Source organism: Enterobacter sp. FW301-JW81, assembly GCF_058788735.1.
This window is the reverse complement of record NZ_JBYTBA010000002.1, coordinates 424895-439299: the sequence shown is the minus strand read 5'-3', so window position 1 is coordinate 439299 and position 14405 is coordinate 424895. Positions and strand designations below refer to the sequence as shown.

Annotated in this window: 11 protein-coding genes; 5 read left to right on the top strand and 6 right to left on the bottom strand. The window is 56.9% G+C overall.

All coding sequences use genetic code 11. From position 1 onward, the window contains the following. Positions 1-7: 7 nt before the first annotated feature. Positions 8-1249 (bottom strand): MFS transporter, encoded by a 1242-nt coding sequence (locus AC3WOK_RS08980; RefSeq protein WP_447855956.1) that lies wholly within the window; start codon positions 1247-1249, stop codon positions 8-10. Positions 1250-1487: 238 nt separating this feature from the next. Between AC3WOK_RS08980 and AC3WOK_RS08975 the strand changes: the two genes are divergently transcribed. From AC3WOK_RS08975 to AC3WOK_RS08965, 3 genes are all read left to right on the top strand, one after another. Next, the gene (locus AC3WOK_RS08975) at positions 1488-2495 is read left to right on the top strand and encodes a LacI family DNA-binding transcriptional regulator (RefSeq protein WP_492354354.1); all 1008 of its coding nucleotides are present in this window, start codon (positions 1488-1490) and stop codon (positions 2493-2495) included. Between the two features lie 345 nt (positions 2496-2840). Continuing rightward, the gene (locus tag AC3WOK_RS08970) at positions 2841-4217 is read left to right on the top strand and encodes a diaminobutyrate--2-oxoglutarate transaminase (RefSeq protein ID WP_014884533.1); all 1377 of its coding nucleotides are present in this window, start codon (positions 2841-2843) and stop codon (positions 4215-4217) included. Positions 4218-4235: 18 nt separating this feature from the next. Next, entirely contained in the window at positions 4236-5702 is a 1467-nt protein-coding gene (locus AC3WOK_RS08965; RefSeq protein ID WP_059311468.1) for a pyridoxal phosphate-dependent decarboxylase family protein, read from the top strand. Positions 5703-5738: 36 nt separating this feature from the next. Here the strand turns inward: AC3WOK_RS08965 and AC3WOK_RS08960 are convergent, their stop codons facing one another. Then, on the bottom strand, positions 5739-6254 hold the full coding sequence (locus AC3WOK_RS08960) for a protein disulfide oxidoreductase (RefSeq protein ID WP_072250658.1): 516 nt from the start codon (positions 6252-6254) through the stop codon (positions 5739-5741). A 70-nt stretch (positions 6255-6324) separates the two neighbouring features. Then, positions 6325-7245, bottom strand: a complete 921-nt coding sequence (locus AC3WOK_RS08955; RefSeq protein WP_165587279.1) for a LysR family transcriptional regulator — start codon at positions 7243-7245, stop codon at positions 6325-6327. A gap of 122 nt (positions 7246-7367) precedes the next feature. Between AC3WOK_RS08955 and AC3WOK_RS08950 the strand changes: the two genes are divergently transcribed. Both AC3WOK_RS08950 and AC3WOK_RS08945 read left to right on the top strand, forming a co-directional pair. Next, complete coding sequence (locus tag AC3WOK_RS08950; protein ID WP_492354353.1) at positions 7368-9146, top strand: adenine deaminase; 1779 nt, start codon at positions 7368-7370, stop codon at positions 9144-9146. A gap of 20 nt (positions 9147-9166) precedes the next feature. Then, on the top strand, positions 9167-10510 hold the full coding sequence (locus AC3WOK_RS08945; RefSeq protein WP_059311470.1) for an NCS2 family permease: 1344 nt from the start codon (positions 9167-9169) through the stop codon (positions 10508-10510). Here the strand turns inward: AC3WOK_RS08945 and etk are convergent. From etk to AC3WOK_RS08930, 3 genes are read right to left on the bottom strand one after another with little or no spacing between them, the layout of a single operon-like run. Beyond that, entirely contained in the window at positions 10507-12705 is a 2199-nt protein-coding gene (etk, locus tag AC3WOK_RS08940; protein WP_492354352.1) for a tyrosine-protein kinase, read from the bottom strand. The genes AC3WOK_RS08945 and etk overlap by 4 nt on opposite strands. Continuing rightward, positions 12705-13154 (bottom strand): arsenate reductase/protein-tyrosine-phosphatase family protein, encoded by a 450-nt coding sequence (locus AC3WOK_RS08935; protein WP_492354351.1) that lies wholly within the window; start codon positions 13152-13154, stop codon positions 12705-12707. Before AC3WOK_RS08935 ends, etk begins: the two co-directional genes overlap by 1 nt. Further along, the gene (locus AC3WOK_RS08930; protein ID WP_059311504.1) at positions 13154-14293 is read right to left on the bottom strand and encodes a polysaccharide export protein; all 1140 of its coding nucleotides are present in this window, start codon (positions 14291-14293) and stop codon (positions 13154-13156) included. The genes AC3WOK_RS08935 and AC3WOK_RS08930 overlap by 1 nt, the downstream gene beginning before the upstream one ends. Positions 14294-14405: the final 112 nt, after the last annotated feature.

Genomic DNA, 14405 nt, shown 5'->3' with positions numbered 1-14405 from the left:
CTTTCAATCAGATGGTGGAAGGTTGCGTCATGAGCGGGTCAGAAGAGGACTTACCCGAGCGCAACAGGAAGATGGAGATAAACGTGGTGCTGAACACTAATAGCCCCATAATGAGATAGGACTGGGCAAAGCCGTATTTCTCATAGCTGTAACCGGCCAGCGGCGACAGGACCGAGGCAATTACCGAGCTTGTACAGGCAAAGCCCACCAGATAGAGGGTGGAAGAAAGCCGTTTATCAAAATGTAAGCTGTTGTATTTAAAGATTGAGACCAGCAATACGGGCAGTTCAACCGCGTGCAGTAGCTTGGTAATGGAGATCAGTACCGGCCCTTCAACCAGCCCCGATGCCACCATGCGCATCGCCATCACCATGCCCGCGAAAATCAGGCCATTCTTCGCGCCAAGGCGATTCACCAGCCATGGCGCGCAGAACATACCCGCTGCCTCAAGGAAAACCTGGAAGGAGTTGAGATAGCCGTACATGGCGTTCCCTTCCTGTAAGGTCGGGAACTGGGAGGAGAAATAGACCGGGAACTGCTGGTCGTAAACGCCATAAATACAGGTGCCGATAACGAAAAACACCAGCGCCCAGAACCGCGGCAGCGTCAGCAGGCGCAAGGCATCTTCCAGCGTGACCTTACCGCCGGACACCGCTTCCTGCATGGCGTGCGGGGCGGAAGAGACCCTGAGACGCGCCAGCAAAACAAAAAACACCAGCCCTGCGCAGCTCGCGACGGCGAAGTTAAGCTTCGGATTAATGTTAAACAGGAGCCCCGCGAAAAAGGTTGCCACCGCCCAGCCGAGCGAGCCCCACATCCTCGCCTTGCCGAACTCAAACTGGCTCTGGCGGGCCACGCGCTCGGTATAGGACTCCAGTACCCCTATCCCGCCGTTAAACGTCAGGCCGATGTAAATCCCGCCGAAAATACTGCCGAGTAAAACGTTAATCTGCAGCAGATAGCCAAACAGCAAAAAGGCCGGACCAGAAAGAATGAGCAGGCTGGTCAGAAACCAGAGCAGATTCTTGCGCAGACCGAGTTTGTCCTGAATGAATCCATAGCAGATTTGAGCGAAAAGCGCGGAGACAGAAAGCACGGCATAGATAATGCCGGTATCGCCCGCCTTTAGGCCCACCTCCTGATGAAGCCAGATGGACAGCAAAGAGCCGGAAGAAGACCAGGTGACAAAAAAGAAAAACAGTAATGCGCTCAATAAGGGATAGCTGTGAGAGTGATGCGTTTTCATCATGACATTCTCATATTGGAGTAATGACGCGATGGTAACGTTAACATTAAACACTTCTCATGCGGTTTGGATCAGATTCATGATGTTAATCACGAAAGTTAACGTTAACATTGCAGAAGTGAGATCGCGATCGACTATTCATCAATGATGTCTGTCTGACACCACTACTGCATACCCTTTCCTTTTACATCAGTCACTTAGTTGTATACTCTTTAACACGTGGCATTAACGGAGTAAGAAAATGGCTTCCCTGAAGGACGTCGCAAAGCTGGCTAACGTATCGCTGATGACCGTCTCACGCGCGCTTAACAGCCCGGAGCGCCTTAAGCCGGAAACGCTGGCGCGCGTACAGCAGGCTATCGAGCAGACCAGCTACGTACCCGATCTTTCCGCCAAGAAAATACGCGGCGCAAATGCCTCACCGAAAACCATCGGCGTGCTGGCGCTCGATACGGTGACGACGCCTTTCTCGGTGGAGATTACGCTGTCCATAGAAGAGACCGCCCGGATGCACGGCTGGAACAGCTTCGTCATGAATATGTTTACCGATGACAACCCGGATGCGATTGTCGATCTGCTGCTCTCCCACCGCCCGGACGGGATTATTTACACCACAATGGGATTACGCCAGGTTCCTCTCCCTGCCAAGCTCCTCACCCTTCCGTGCGTGCTGGCCAACTGCGAAAGCGTCAGTGAACAGGTCGCCAGCTATATCCCTGATGATGAACAGGGGCAGTACGCCGCCGTGCAGGCGTTACTCGCCGAGGGCTATCGACAGCCCCTGTGCCTGCATTTACCGGCGGACCATCTGGCCACAACCCGGCGCCGCCGGGGGCTGGAGCGCGCATGCCGTGAAGCGGGGCTCGACCCGGACAGCCTGGAACATAGCTACATGGCGTTTGGCGACGAGCACTATCGCGACATTCCGTCAGCCGTGCGGGCGCGCATTCAGAAAGGCATTCCCCGGTTCGACTCCGTTATCTGCGGTAACGATCGTATTGCATTGATGGTGTACCAGACCCTGCTGGCGCAAGGGCTTCGCATCCCTGAAGATATCGCGGTTATCGGCTATGACAATATGGTGGGCATCGGAGAGCTCTTTCTCCCGCCTCTTTCAACGGTTCAGCTGCCGCATTATGAAATTGGCCGCCTGAGCGCCCTGCATATTATTAACGGTGAAACCCATCGCGAAACCACGCGCGTTGAGAGCCCATTTTTAATGCGTAATTCCGTTGCGCATCCATCATGACCACAACTTTTTGCACCTGTCGCAGAAATAAGCGTGCTAACGAGGCGGTCACCCTCCTTTTCAGTGAGCGAATGGCACGATTTGTCACACTCTTTTTTATGTTTTTACCGTCATAGCAGAAAGCACGTAACAGGCTGTTTTTATTTGCCATAAAGTGCAACTTCCTTTCTGAAAACGGGGATAATCCTTCCCCTGCGCCTCGTGTCACAAAACAGTAAACAAATTAACCATTGAGCCCCGTGGCAAAAGGCTCTATATTGGCGGCGTTTTTTTCAGGCCCCCCATCTGTTTTTTAACTTTTTATTCAATCGTGGCTCATAACGAAGCGGCGGTTGTAGGAGTGATATGATGACGGATAAAGTCCGTATTGACACCGTAGATGCCCACAAAAGCAACGAAACCTATCTGGCCCGTCAGGCCGAGTTTGAATCTAACGTCAGGAGTTATCCGCGCAAACTGCCTTTAGCAATTACTAAAGCAGAAGGCGTGTGGATCACCGATGCAGATAATAAAGAATACCTTGACTGTTTAGCAGGCGCAGGCACCCTTGCGCTTGGCCATAACCATCCTGATGTGCTGAAAAGCATCCAAAATGTCATTACCAGCGGCTTGCCGTTACATACCCTGGATCTGACAACGCCTCTGAAAGACGCGTTTTCCGAATACCTGCTCTCTCTGCTGCCTGGTCAGGGCAAAGAGTACTGCCTGCAGTTCACCGGTCCATCCGGTGCTGACGCCGTTGAAGCGGCGCTGAAGCTGGCGAAAAAAGTAACCGGCCGTAGCGGTATCATCAGCTTCTCTGGTGGTTACCACGGCATGACTCACGGCGCGCTGTCCGTGACCGGCAACCTGTCTCCGAAAGAAGCGGTTGACGGTATGATGCCAGAAGTGCAGTTCATGCCTTATCCGCACGAGTACCGCTGCCCGCTGGGTATCGGTGGTGAAGCGGGCGTGAAAGCGCTGACTTACTATTTCGATAACCTGATCAACGACGTTGAAAGCGGCGTGCGTAAACCTGCTGCCGTCATTCTGGAAGCGGTTCAGGGCGAAGGCGGCGTGAACCCGGCTCCGGCTGAGTGGCTGCAGCGCATCCGTAAAGTCACTCAGGAACACGGCATTCTGCTGATCCTCGACGAAGTTCAGGCTGGCTTTGCCCGTACCGGTAAATTCTTCGCCTTCGAACACGCTGGCATTGAGCCAGACATCATCGTGATGTCTAAAGCTGTCGGTGGCGGTCTGCCGCTGGCCGTGCTCGGTATCAAAAAGCAGTTCGATGCATGGGCGCCAGGTCACCACACCGGTACCTTCCGCGGCAACCAGCTGGCGATGGCAACCGGTCTGACGACGCTGAAAATCCTGAAAGACCAGAACATCGCAGGCAAAGTGGCTGCGCAAGGCGAATGGCTGAAAGGCCAGCTGAAAGAGATGGCGAAACGTTATCCGGTTATCGGCCACGTTCGCGGTCTGGGCATGATGATCGGTATCGAGATCGTTAAGCCGCACGAAGCCGCTGACCACATGGGCTGCTTCCCGGGCGACGGCGAGCTGTCTGCACTGATTCAGAAGAAGTGCTTCGAAGCCGGTCTGATTCTGGAGCGCGGTGGCCGTAACGGTATCGTTCTGCGTCTGCTGCCTTCTCTGCTGATCAGCGATGAAGAGCTAAAGATCTTCCTGGATAAATTCGAGCAGGCGCTGCTTGCTGCGGGCGTTCGCCCGGCGTAACCGGAGTTGTTGATTACGATGTCTGATTCAAACCCAATTTTGTTCTCCTCTGCGCAGAGCATTGAAGCTTACCAGCAGGCGATTGAACAAAGCACTCAGGCTGTGATGCAGTGGCTGAAACAGCCTGAGATGTACCAGGGCAAAACGGTCGCGGAACTGCGCGACCGCATTAAGCTGGATTTCAACCCGAAAGGGCTGGGCAACGAAGCGGCGATTGAACGCGCCGTGGAGTTCTTCCTGAAAGACAGCCTGTCCGTTCATCACCCGCAGTGTGTGGCGCACCTGCACTGCCCAAGCCTGGTGGTAAGCCAGGCGGCGGAAGTGCTGATCAACGCCACCAACCAGAGTATGGACTCCTGGGATCAAAGCCCGTCCGCAACCATCATCGAGATCAAACTGATCGAATGGCTGCGTACCCGCGTGGGTTATCAGGCTGGCGACGCAGGTGTCTTCACCAGCGGCGGCACCCAGAGCAACCTGATGGGCCTGATGCTGGCCCGCGATGCGTTCTTTGCGCGTCAGGGTCACTCCGTTCAGCAGGACGGCCTGGTTGGCGATCTGCGTAAAATCCGCGTGCTGTGCTCCGAGAACGCGCACTTCTCCGTGCAGAAGAACATGGCGCTGATGGGTCTGGGCTACCAGTCCGTCGTGCAGGTGAAAACGGACGAATTCTCCCGTATGGATCTGACCGATCTGGCGGCGAAAATTGAACAGTGCAATGCGAACGGCGAACAGATTCTGGCGATTGTCGCGACGGCAGGTACCACCGACGCCGGTGCTATCGACCCGCTGCGCGCCATTGCAGAACTGGCGGCGAAGCAGAACATCTGGGTACACGTTGATGCGGCTTGGGGCGGTGCGCTGCTGATGTCTGAGCAGTATCGTCACTACCTGGACGGCATCGAGCTGGTGGATTCCGTTACCCTGGACTTCCACAAGCAGTTCTTCCAGACCATCAGCTGCGGCGCGTTCCTGCTGAAAGAAGCGCGCCACTATGAGCTGATGCGCTATCAGGCGGCCTACCTGAACTCCGAGTTCGACGAAGAGGCAGGCGTGCCAAACCTGGTGTCCAAATCTCTGCAGACCACCCGTCGTTTCGACGCTCTGAAGCTGTGGATGAGCCTGGAAGCGCTGGGTCAGGAGCAGTACGCGGCGATCATCGATTGCGGCGTAACGCTGGCACAGCAGGTTGCGGCTTACGTGAAGGAGCAGCCTGCTCTGGAACTGGTAATGCAGCCACAGCTGGCAAGCGTTCTGTTCCGCTTCCGCGGACAGGTCCAGATGGACGACGCGGGTATCGCCCTGCTGAACCAGAAAATTGGTGATGCGCTGCTGGAATCCGGCCGTGCAAACGTCGGCGTGACCGAGCATAACGGCGTAACCTGCCTGAAGCTGACGCTGCTGAACCCAACCGTGACGCTGGAGGATATTAAAATCCTGCTGTCGCTGGTTGAGCGTACCGCGCAGGAAATTCTGGCTAAGTAATGCAAAACCCCTCTTCCGCCGGAAGAGGGGTTATCTTTATACGCCTGCCCACCACATCCTGATTTTTAATCCCCAGTAGCTCGTCCAGCCCGTCGTGGTGCTGACAACGTTCCCCTTCGATACAATGACCAGCGTCGGCGTCACGCTTACCTGCCATTCCTGCGACAGCGTGCCGTTTTCATCGTTTATCACCGGCATTTTCAGCTGTTTCTTTTCAACCCAGCGCTCAAGCTTCGCGTTATCACCGGAACGCATGGCAATACTCACCACGTTCCCGCCCTCTTCTGCCAGCTGATTAACCGCAGGCGTCGTGTAGCGGCAAATGCTGCACCAGGTGGCCCAGACATAAATCAGCAGCGGGCGATCCTGGCTGAGCGCCGCGATGTCGTGCATCTTGCCGTCAATGCTCTGCATTGGGGTTGCGCTAAAGCTGGCGGGCAACGTCGGCTTGCGGTACCGATCCACGCCCCACACCACGACCAGCGTCAGCAGAACGAGAATGATCCCTTCCCGCGCCCAGCGGCGCAGTCGACTCATTTTGCGGTTGTCCATTGTGACCTCTTGATTTAACGAAGGTCATCTTAGCGGGCTGCGCGCCGCCGCGCTGTAAAGAAGTGTCGCGCTACTTCGTGCGTAAGGTGTCGACCATCAGCGTAAAGCAGGATTCAATGAGCGGGGGAAGCGCCTGCGGGGCACGCATCAGCGCCACCGTGCGGGACAGGGCCGGCTGCTGGAGATGAACCACCTTAAGCTGCGGATCCTGCAGATGGGTGGTATAAAGCTGCGGTAAGATCGCCACAGCCAGTTTCGAACGCACCAGGCCGTAGAGCGTCTCGATATAGTCCAGCTGATAGCGCGTCTGCAGCGAAAGACGATGGCTTTCGGCAAGCGCATTGACCAGCCGCTGGATGTTGCCTTTGGAGAAGACGGCAATATCCCGGCCCACCAGCTGTTTCCAGGGCACGTGCGCCGACGCGGCCAGCGGATCGTCGCAGTGGAACACCGCCACAAACGGATCCTCCTGCAGCGGGAACACGTCCAGCTCTTCGGGTACCGAACTGTCCAGCGCCCCGATGCCAAAATCAATCTGCCCTTTCAGGAGCTGCGCCACCAGCGCATCGTTGGTTTGATCGTGAAACTCCACCCGGAGGCGTGGAAAAGCCTGGGCAAGCGTCTGCGGCAGCAGCGGAAACAGCAGCGAGCTGACGGAAGGCACCAGGCCGATACGCACCGTGCCGTCGCCGCCGGCCTGCACAATCTGCTGCATATCATCAAACGCAAGCTGCGCCACGCTGAGCACCCGCTGCGCGTGCGGTAAAATGGCGTTGCCCAGCTCGGTCAGCGTGACTGACGACGCGGTACGGTTGACCAGCTTGCCGCCGAGCACCGTTTCGATTTGCCGCAGGGCGCTGCTGAGCGCAGGCTGGCTGATGGCCAGTTTACTGGCGGTATCCGTAAAATGACGCAGCTGCGCCAGGGTGACAAAATACTGTAACTGCCGAAGGGAGAGCGCAGGCAAGCGCTGCCAGGGTTCCGTCATGATTATCCATTACACGCGTCAAAGAATAACCCGGGGTTATCGGGCGATAAATTTTATCAGCTGGGCAAACGTTTGCCGGGTGCATAGAGTAACGTCAATATTTCAATGCTGGAACTGTTAATTGCATGACTGCCGAAACCCGACGCCGCGCCGTTCAGGCCGCACGAGGCGAAACGCCGTTTGACCTGCTGCTTACCCATACCCGAATTGTCGATATGGCAACCGGTGAGATCCGCGAGGCGGACGTGGGTATCGTCGGCTCGCTTATCGCCAGCGTCCACCCGCGCGGCAGCCGTGACGATGCGCTTGAGACACACGACCTGAACAACCAGTTCCTCTCGCCGGGCCTTATGGATACGCATGTTCACCTTGAAAGCTCGCACCTGCTGCCCGCGCGCTACGCGGAGATCGTGCTGGCCCAGGGCACCACGGCGGTCTTCTGGGATCCACACGAGCTGGCAAACGTGCTCGGGATGAATGGCGTCCGTTTCGCGATTGAGGCCAGCCGTAACCTGCCGCTGCAGGTGATGGTCGCGGCGCCCTCAAGCGTGCCTTCCACGCCGGGGCTGGAGATGTCCGGCGCGGACTTTGCGGGCGAAGAGATGAATACCCTGCTCGGCTGGCCGGAGGTGCGCGGCGTGGCGGAGGTGATGGATATGCACGGGGTGCTGAACGGCAGCCAGCGTATGCTGGAGATCCTGCAGGCCGGCCTGGAAAGCGGGAAGCTCATTGAAGGCCACGCGCGTGGACTCAGCGGCGCCGATTTACAGGCGTATCTGGCGGCGGGCGTCACCTCTGACCATGAGCTCACCTCCGCCGAGGACGCGCTGGAAAAATTGCGCGCCGGGCTGACGCTGGAGATCCGCGGTTCGCATCCCTATCTGCTGCCCGAGATTGTCAGCGCCCTGAAAACGCTGCCGCATCTCTCGTCACAAATCACGGTCTGCACCGATGACGTTCCGCCTGACGTGCTGCTGGAAAAAGGCGGTATTATCGCCCTGCTCAACCTGCTGATTGAACACGGTCTTCCGGCGACGGACGCGCTGCGGTTTGCCACCCTGAATGCCTCCCTTCGCCTGCAGCGCAACGACCTCGGACTGATTGCCGCCGGTCGACGCGCGGACCTGGTGGTGTTCGACTCCCTGGAAAAACTGACGGCTCGCCGGGTGTACGTCGCCGGAAAATGCATTGCCCGCGACGGGGAGATGGTCGAGCCTATCGCTGATACGCCGCTGGCGCTGCCGCGTGATACCGTACGCCTGTCGCCCCTGGCCGCCAGTGATTTTTCCATGCGCATTGATAACGCAAAACACGGCGTTGCGCGCCTGCGCCATATCAGCGGCGCGCGTTTTACCCGCTGGGGCGAAACTGACGCCCGGGTTCGTCACGGACGCGTTGAAATACCGGCTGGCTTTAGCCTGATCTGGGTTCAGCACCGCCACGCGCGCCATGCGGCAACGCCGCAAATCGCGCTGCTGGAAGGCTGGGGAGAGCTGCGGGGAGCCATTGCCACCAGCTACTCCCACGACTCGCATAATCTGGTAGTGCTGGGCCGCGATCCCGACGATATGGCGCTGGCCGCCAACACGCTGATCGAGAGCGGCGGCGGCATGGCGCTGGTCCAAAACGGTCGCGTCATCGCGCATGTTGCAATGCCGATCGCAGGCATGCTGTCAGAGCTTCCCCCTGCCGAGCTGGCCCGCCAGTTCAGCGAATTACGCGATCGCAGCAGCCAGGTTGCCGACTGGGAGCCGCCGTACCGGGTCTTTAAAGCTATTGAAGGAACCTGCCTTGCGTGTAACGCCGGGCCGCATCTGACCGATCTTGGACTGACCGACGGCAGCACGCGTCAGATTGTCAATCCGCTGATTTCTTACCGGGAAACCCCGGACACCACACAATGATACCGAAGGAGAGCCGGATAATGGCCGACAACACCGTGAATTCGCCAGCACCAGGGAGCTGGATTGAACGTCGTTTTGCACTGCATACGCGCGGCAGTACCGTGCGTACCGAGTGTCTGGCAGGTCTTACCGGTTTTCTCGCCGCCGCCTATTTACTGGTGGTCATCCCTGGGCTGCTGGCCGTGGGCGGGATGGATAAAGGCGCGGCGACCACGGGCACGATTTTAGTGTTTGTGGCCGGTACGCTGCTGATGGCGTTTTACGCCAACCTGCCGTTTATTGTCGGGCCGGGCATTGGTGGCTCGGTGCTGGTCGGGGTAACGCTGGCGGGGAGTGAAGGCATCGGCTGGCAAATTGGCCTGGGCATTGCCTGCTGGTCGGGGATTTTGTTCTTTCTTCTCACCCGCTTTGGCCTGCGTGAAGTCGTGACCCGCTCCGTACCGCAGTCCATCAAGCTTGGGCTAACGGCCTCTATCGGTCTTTTTGTCGCCATACTCGGCTTCCGCAATGCCGGGCTGGTGCTGGCCAACGCGAAAACTAACGCGCTGATGCTGGGGGATTTTCTGTCACCCGGTGCGCTGGTGGCGCTCGCCGGCCTGTTCCTGGCCATTGCCCTGCAGGCGCGTCGTATTCCCGGTGCCATTTTGTGGGCCATTTTGTTTGCCACCTTCGTGGGCATTCCGATGGGAGTCACAAAACTTCCCGCCAGCTTCATCGATATGCCCCATTCGCTCACGCCGGTGCTGGGCCACATCGACATGCTGGGCGCACTGAACATTGCCTTTCTGCCGTTCCTGTTTGTCTTCTTTGCCTCGGAGTTTTTCTCCACCATGGGCACCACGCTGGCGGTTGGCGGCGAAGCCGGGCTGCTGGATGAAGAGGGCAATATGGCCAATATCAATCGTCCGTTTATGGTGGACTCCATTGCCGCCGCGCTCGGCCCGTGGGTGGGCATTCCTGCCGCCACGGCGCTGATTGAATCCTCGGCGGCCGCGGAAGCGGGCGGGAAAACCGGCATGACGGCGCTGGCTGCCGCGTTCATGTTCCTGCTGATGCTGCTGTTTACCCCCGTTGCGCTGATGATCCCGAAAGAAGCCACTGCGCCCGCCCTGATCCTGATCGGTTTGAACATGTTCAGCGGCCTGCGTAAGGTGGATCTGGCGAACTTCACCGACGGGCTGCCGGTGCTGATGATGGTGATGATTACGCTCATTGCCAACAGCTTCGGGACAGGTATTGCTGGGGGGCTGCTGTTTTACGTTGTCATTAAAGCGATTGCAGGAAAATGGCGAGAAATCCCTGTTGGGCTTTGGATCCTCGCCATCCCGCTGGTCTATTACTTTGCCACGCTGGTGAAGCACTAACCCTTGCGCTGTTGCCGTTTCGGGCTTTGACCATACTCATAATGGCCATAGCCCGCGCGGTAATAAAGCGCGGCCGATTTCACCACGTCATTCAGCACGGTGCCGTTGATACGCGCGCCCGTTTGCTGCAGACGTTTGACGCTGTTTTCCATCTCTTTCAGGCTGGTCTTGCCAAAGCGGGCGACCAGTATTGAGGTTGCCGCCACCGGGGCGGCCACTGCGGCATCGGTAACGGCGAGCACCGGCGGCGTATCAAGGATCACAAGATCATAATGTTCATCCGCCCACGCCATTACCGCCCTGAAGCGTTCGCTCATCAGCAGTTCTGCAGGCCGCAGCGGAACCGGCCCGCAGGTCAGTACGTCAATATTGCCTTTTTCATAGCGCTGAATCGCCTCCAGACACTCGCACTGCCCGCCAAGTACGCCGGACAGTCCAGTGTGGTTTTTCAGGCCAAACACGTTGTGGACATACCCTTCGCGCATATCCGCATCAATGAATAACACCCTGAGCCCGGCCTGTACCTCAATCGCGGCCAGCGAGGTGCTGACAAGCGTTTTTCCGCAGTCCTGCGTGGGGCCTGAAATCATGACGATTCGGTTAGTGGCTTCCTGCAGCGTGAAATGCAGGCTGGTGCGCAGCCCCCGAACGGCCTCGACAAAAATATCCGCAGGCTGGTCAACGGGTAGAAAGGGCACATCGGTGATCCTGTGTTTCCAGCGCGTGCCAAACGCTCGTCTTCTTCGCAGGTTCGTTTTTTTCCACAGCCACAACGAACGCGGCAAGGTAGCCATCACCTGTACGCCCAGCCCTTCTAGCTCCTCAGAGGTGTTGATGCCGCGTCGCAACGCAATGCGGACCAGCACCAGACCCATCGAGCACATCAGCCCCAGCAGGATGCCAGCGACGATAATCAACGGCTTCCGCGGTTTAATGGGATCGGGCTGCGTGACCGCGCTGTCGATAATTCGCACGTTGCCGATGGCGCTGGAGCGAGAAATGTTCAGCTCCTGCTGGCGGGTGAGAAGCTGCAGGTAGATGGTGCGCCCGGACTCCACGTCCCGACTGAGGCGCAAGATATCCTGTTGGGTGGAGGGCATGGCTGAAATACGCTGATTCAGGCGGACCTTTTCCTGCTCCAGCGTCTGACGTTTTTCACGCAGTGCGCGATAGTTCGGGTGCTCTTTCTTAAACAGCTGCGAGATTTCCGCTTCACGAAAGGTCAGCTCGTTAAGCTGGTTTTCAATATTCACGATCTGCTCGAGAGCCGATTTCGCTTCAAGCGAGAGGTCAACCGAATCCCGCTGTTTGCGATACTGGTTCAGCCGCTCTTCGGCCAAATCCAGGTCGCTTCTGATTTTGGGTAACTGCTGCTGCAAAAAGGCAAGGCTACGGGAATCCTGCGCTTCCTGGCGGGCAATGTTCTGCTGCAGATAAATGTGGGCTATTCGGTTGAGGACATTCGCAATATGCTCAGGATCGCGACCGGTAAGGGATAACGTCAGCACGCCGCTCTGCCGGGCAGACTCAGCCACGTTGAATTGTGTACTCAGGTCGTTAATTGCCTCCAGACGGGTCCTGGTCTGGAGCGTAAACCGCGTGCCTGGTGAGGCATTAACCGTCTTGACCAGCAGGGAAACCCCCTCCTTTTCAAGCGCTATTCCTTCCTTGCCCTCGGCGTAAAAATTGTCCCCCTCCAGCCGGTACGCGCCTTTTCCCAGCACGGTAAGCACAAGAGTGCGTGGTTTTCCCTCAACCGGAGAGATCTGAAGCCAGCTCAAGGTTAAGGTGGCGGGCTTTTGGCCCTGCAAACGCGCCCACAGGCGTCCCACAACAGGGAGAGTGCGCTCTGTCACATGCTGGGTTAAGCCCAGTGCGTCTACCGTGGCGCCCAGGATCATACGCGATTTCAGCAGGAGAATTTCGGGCTCAACATCGGGAGACAGTTCACTGCTGAACTGGCTTAAGTTCTTGAGCAGGCTGTTATCCTGTTTTCCTTCTACCTGGATTAAGGCATCAGCGCGATAAACGGGCGTGGCCAAAAAGGCATACAGCCCCGCAAGCAGAGTGAAAACGAGCGTCATCGTTAAAATAACTGCGCGGTGATCGAGCATCTCGCCGAGGAGACGGACGAGATCAATTTCGTGATTTTCAGGTGCTGCTGCACCGTAACTGTCTGTGGTGTATGACGACATTAACGCTTCATTCCTTTTTGACTCAACCGATGCGCCCATTCCTGACTGGCTTTCCCCAACAGCCCAAAAACATAGTCAAATGCTTCACGGCTCTTACGATAGGGATCGGGGATGTCCTGCGGCTCAAGCCATTGTCCAAAGAGCATTGATTTGCCGCGAATTTCCGGTGCCATGGCGGAGATAAAGCGAAGATGGGCAGGCTCCATCACCAGAATAAGATCCGATTCCCGCATCAGCTGCGGAGTCAGCCTGCGGGCTTGATGCCCTTCGAGTGAGATCCCGTGTCGCCAGGCCACCTCCCGGGCAACCACATCCGCCGGGCTTCCTTCCAGCCCAAATATGCCTGCCGACGTTATCCGCTTTCCCGGTATCCGCTGGCGCAGCAGCCGCTCTCCTATCGGTGAGCGGCAAATATTTCCTGTGCATACCACTAAGATGGAGTCGAACATTATTGCGGCCACTGTCTGATGTAACGAACCGTTTCGGTCAGGTCATGAACGCCAGTGATGGTCGGCACAAGCTGAGTGATGACGCGATTCCAGCGCGACAGCGGTGCCGTGGTGACATAGACAATGTCGTAGGGTTCAAGCTGAAATTCGGTGCCCAGCACCATCGCGGAGGCATCCCGGGCATTAAGCTGATAAATGTTGGCGATTTTTCCCGCATCCTTGTCTTTTCTGACAGAGCGAATGACGAAAATGCCCGTCGCATCGGCCATGTCCTGATTTAAGCCGCCCGCGTTGCTCAGCGCTTCTGCAAGGGTCATCCCGCTCCTGTCCATCTTCAGCGTGCTCTGCTTGATCACTTCGCCCATCACAAAGACTTTCAGCGCGTCATTACGCGGAACAAACAGGATGTCACCGGGATAGAGCAGCTTATTCTGCGTCAGGTCACCGTGCTGCATCAGCGCGTAAAGAGAGAGGCGCGAATCTTTCCCCTCGTGAGTGAGCACCACATTGCGCCAGTCAGCGTCGGCGGACAGTCCCCCCGCCGCGTTGACGGCATCCATCACCGTCAGAGGAATATTGGTAATCGCCTGCTGGCCCGATTTGGCGACCTCGCCGGTGATATAGGCTTTTTGTGAACGGAAAGCGGCCACGCTGACATCCACCTGCGGGCTTTCGATGACGCTATCCAGGCGCGCGGCAATCTCTTCCCTGACTTCAGAGACCGTTTTTCCTGCAACAGGGAGTTTGCCGATATAGGGATAAAAGAGCGTACCGTCCGCATTCACCCAGTTACCGGTGTCGCTGGCGCTGCGATATTGCCCGGCCGGGGTCGTCAGTTCAGGATGATCCCAGACGGTGACGGTTAAAATATCCCCACTTCCGATACGGTATTCCCAGTTTCTGACCTGCTCATCCAGCTTAGGATTTGGCTGAGATTTCGCGATGGCAGGGCGCAGTTTCTCTATCAGTGAAGGGGTAAGAGGATAAAGATCCACGCGCTTATCTAAATTAGTATTGTCATCTCCGGACGCGATAATATTTTTCCCCGATGAGCTTAATGTTTGCCCAGGAGAAAATACACAGCCCGTTAACTGACTTATCGCCAGGAATATTACAGATAATGCCGTTGTGTTTTTCATTAGAATAAATTTATCATTCATGGTCGCAACAAACGCGTAACAGGCAATCCATAAGAATCACCCACTTTTTCAATGTACTGTTTTTAAAGCAATTATATAAAAATACACATCA

What these genes read in the sequence shown, in the direction of transcription:
- AC3WOK_RS08950 (WP_492354353.1), top strand. Translation starts at nt 7,368, where the DNA reads ATGACTGCCGAAACCCGACGCCGCGCCGTTCAGGCCGCACGAGGCGAA.
- AC3WOK_RS08930 (WP_059311504.1), bottom strand. Translation starts at nt 14,293, where the DNA reads ATGAAAAACACAACGGCATTATCTGTAATATTCCTGGCGATAAGTCAG.
- AC3WOK_RS08965 (WP_059311468.1), top strand. Translation starts at nt 4,236, where the DNA reads ATGTCTGATTCAAACCCAATTTTGTTCTCCTCTGCGCAGAGCATTGAA.
- etk (WP_492354352.1), bottom strand. Translation starts at nt 12,705, where the DNA reads ATGTCGTCATACACCACAGACAGTTACGGTGCAGCAGCACCTGAAAAT.
- AC3WOK_RS08970 (WP_014884533.1), top strand. Translation starts at nt 2,841, where the DNA reads ATGATGACGGATAAAGTCCGTATTGACACCGTAGATGCCCACAAAAGC.
- AC3WOK_RS08935 (WP_492354351.1), bottom strand. Translation starts at nt 13,154, where the DNA reads ATGTTCGACTCCATCTTAGTGGTATGCACAGGAAATATTTGCCGCTCA.
- AC3WOK_RS08945 (WP_059311470.1), top strand. Translation starts at nt 9,167, where the DNA reads ATGGCCGACAACACCGTGAATTCGCCAGCACCAGGGAGCTGGATTGAA.
- AC3WOK_RS08975 (WP_492354354.1), top strand. Translation starts at nt 1,488, where the DNA reads ATGGCTTCCCTGAAGGACGTCGCAAAGCTGGCTAACGTATCGCTGATG.
- AC3WOK_RS08980 (WP_447855956.1), bottom strand. Translation starts at nt 1,249, where the DNA reads ATGATGAAAACGCATCACTCTCACAGCTATCCCTTATTGAGCGCATTA.
- AC3WOK_RS08960 (WP_072250658.1), bottom strand. Translation starts at nt 6,254, where the DNA reads ATGGACAACCGCAAAATGAGTCGACTGCGCCGCTGGGCGCGGGAAGGG.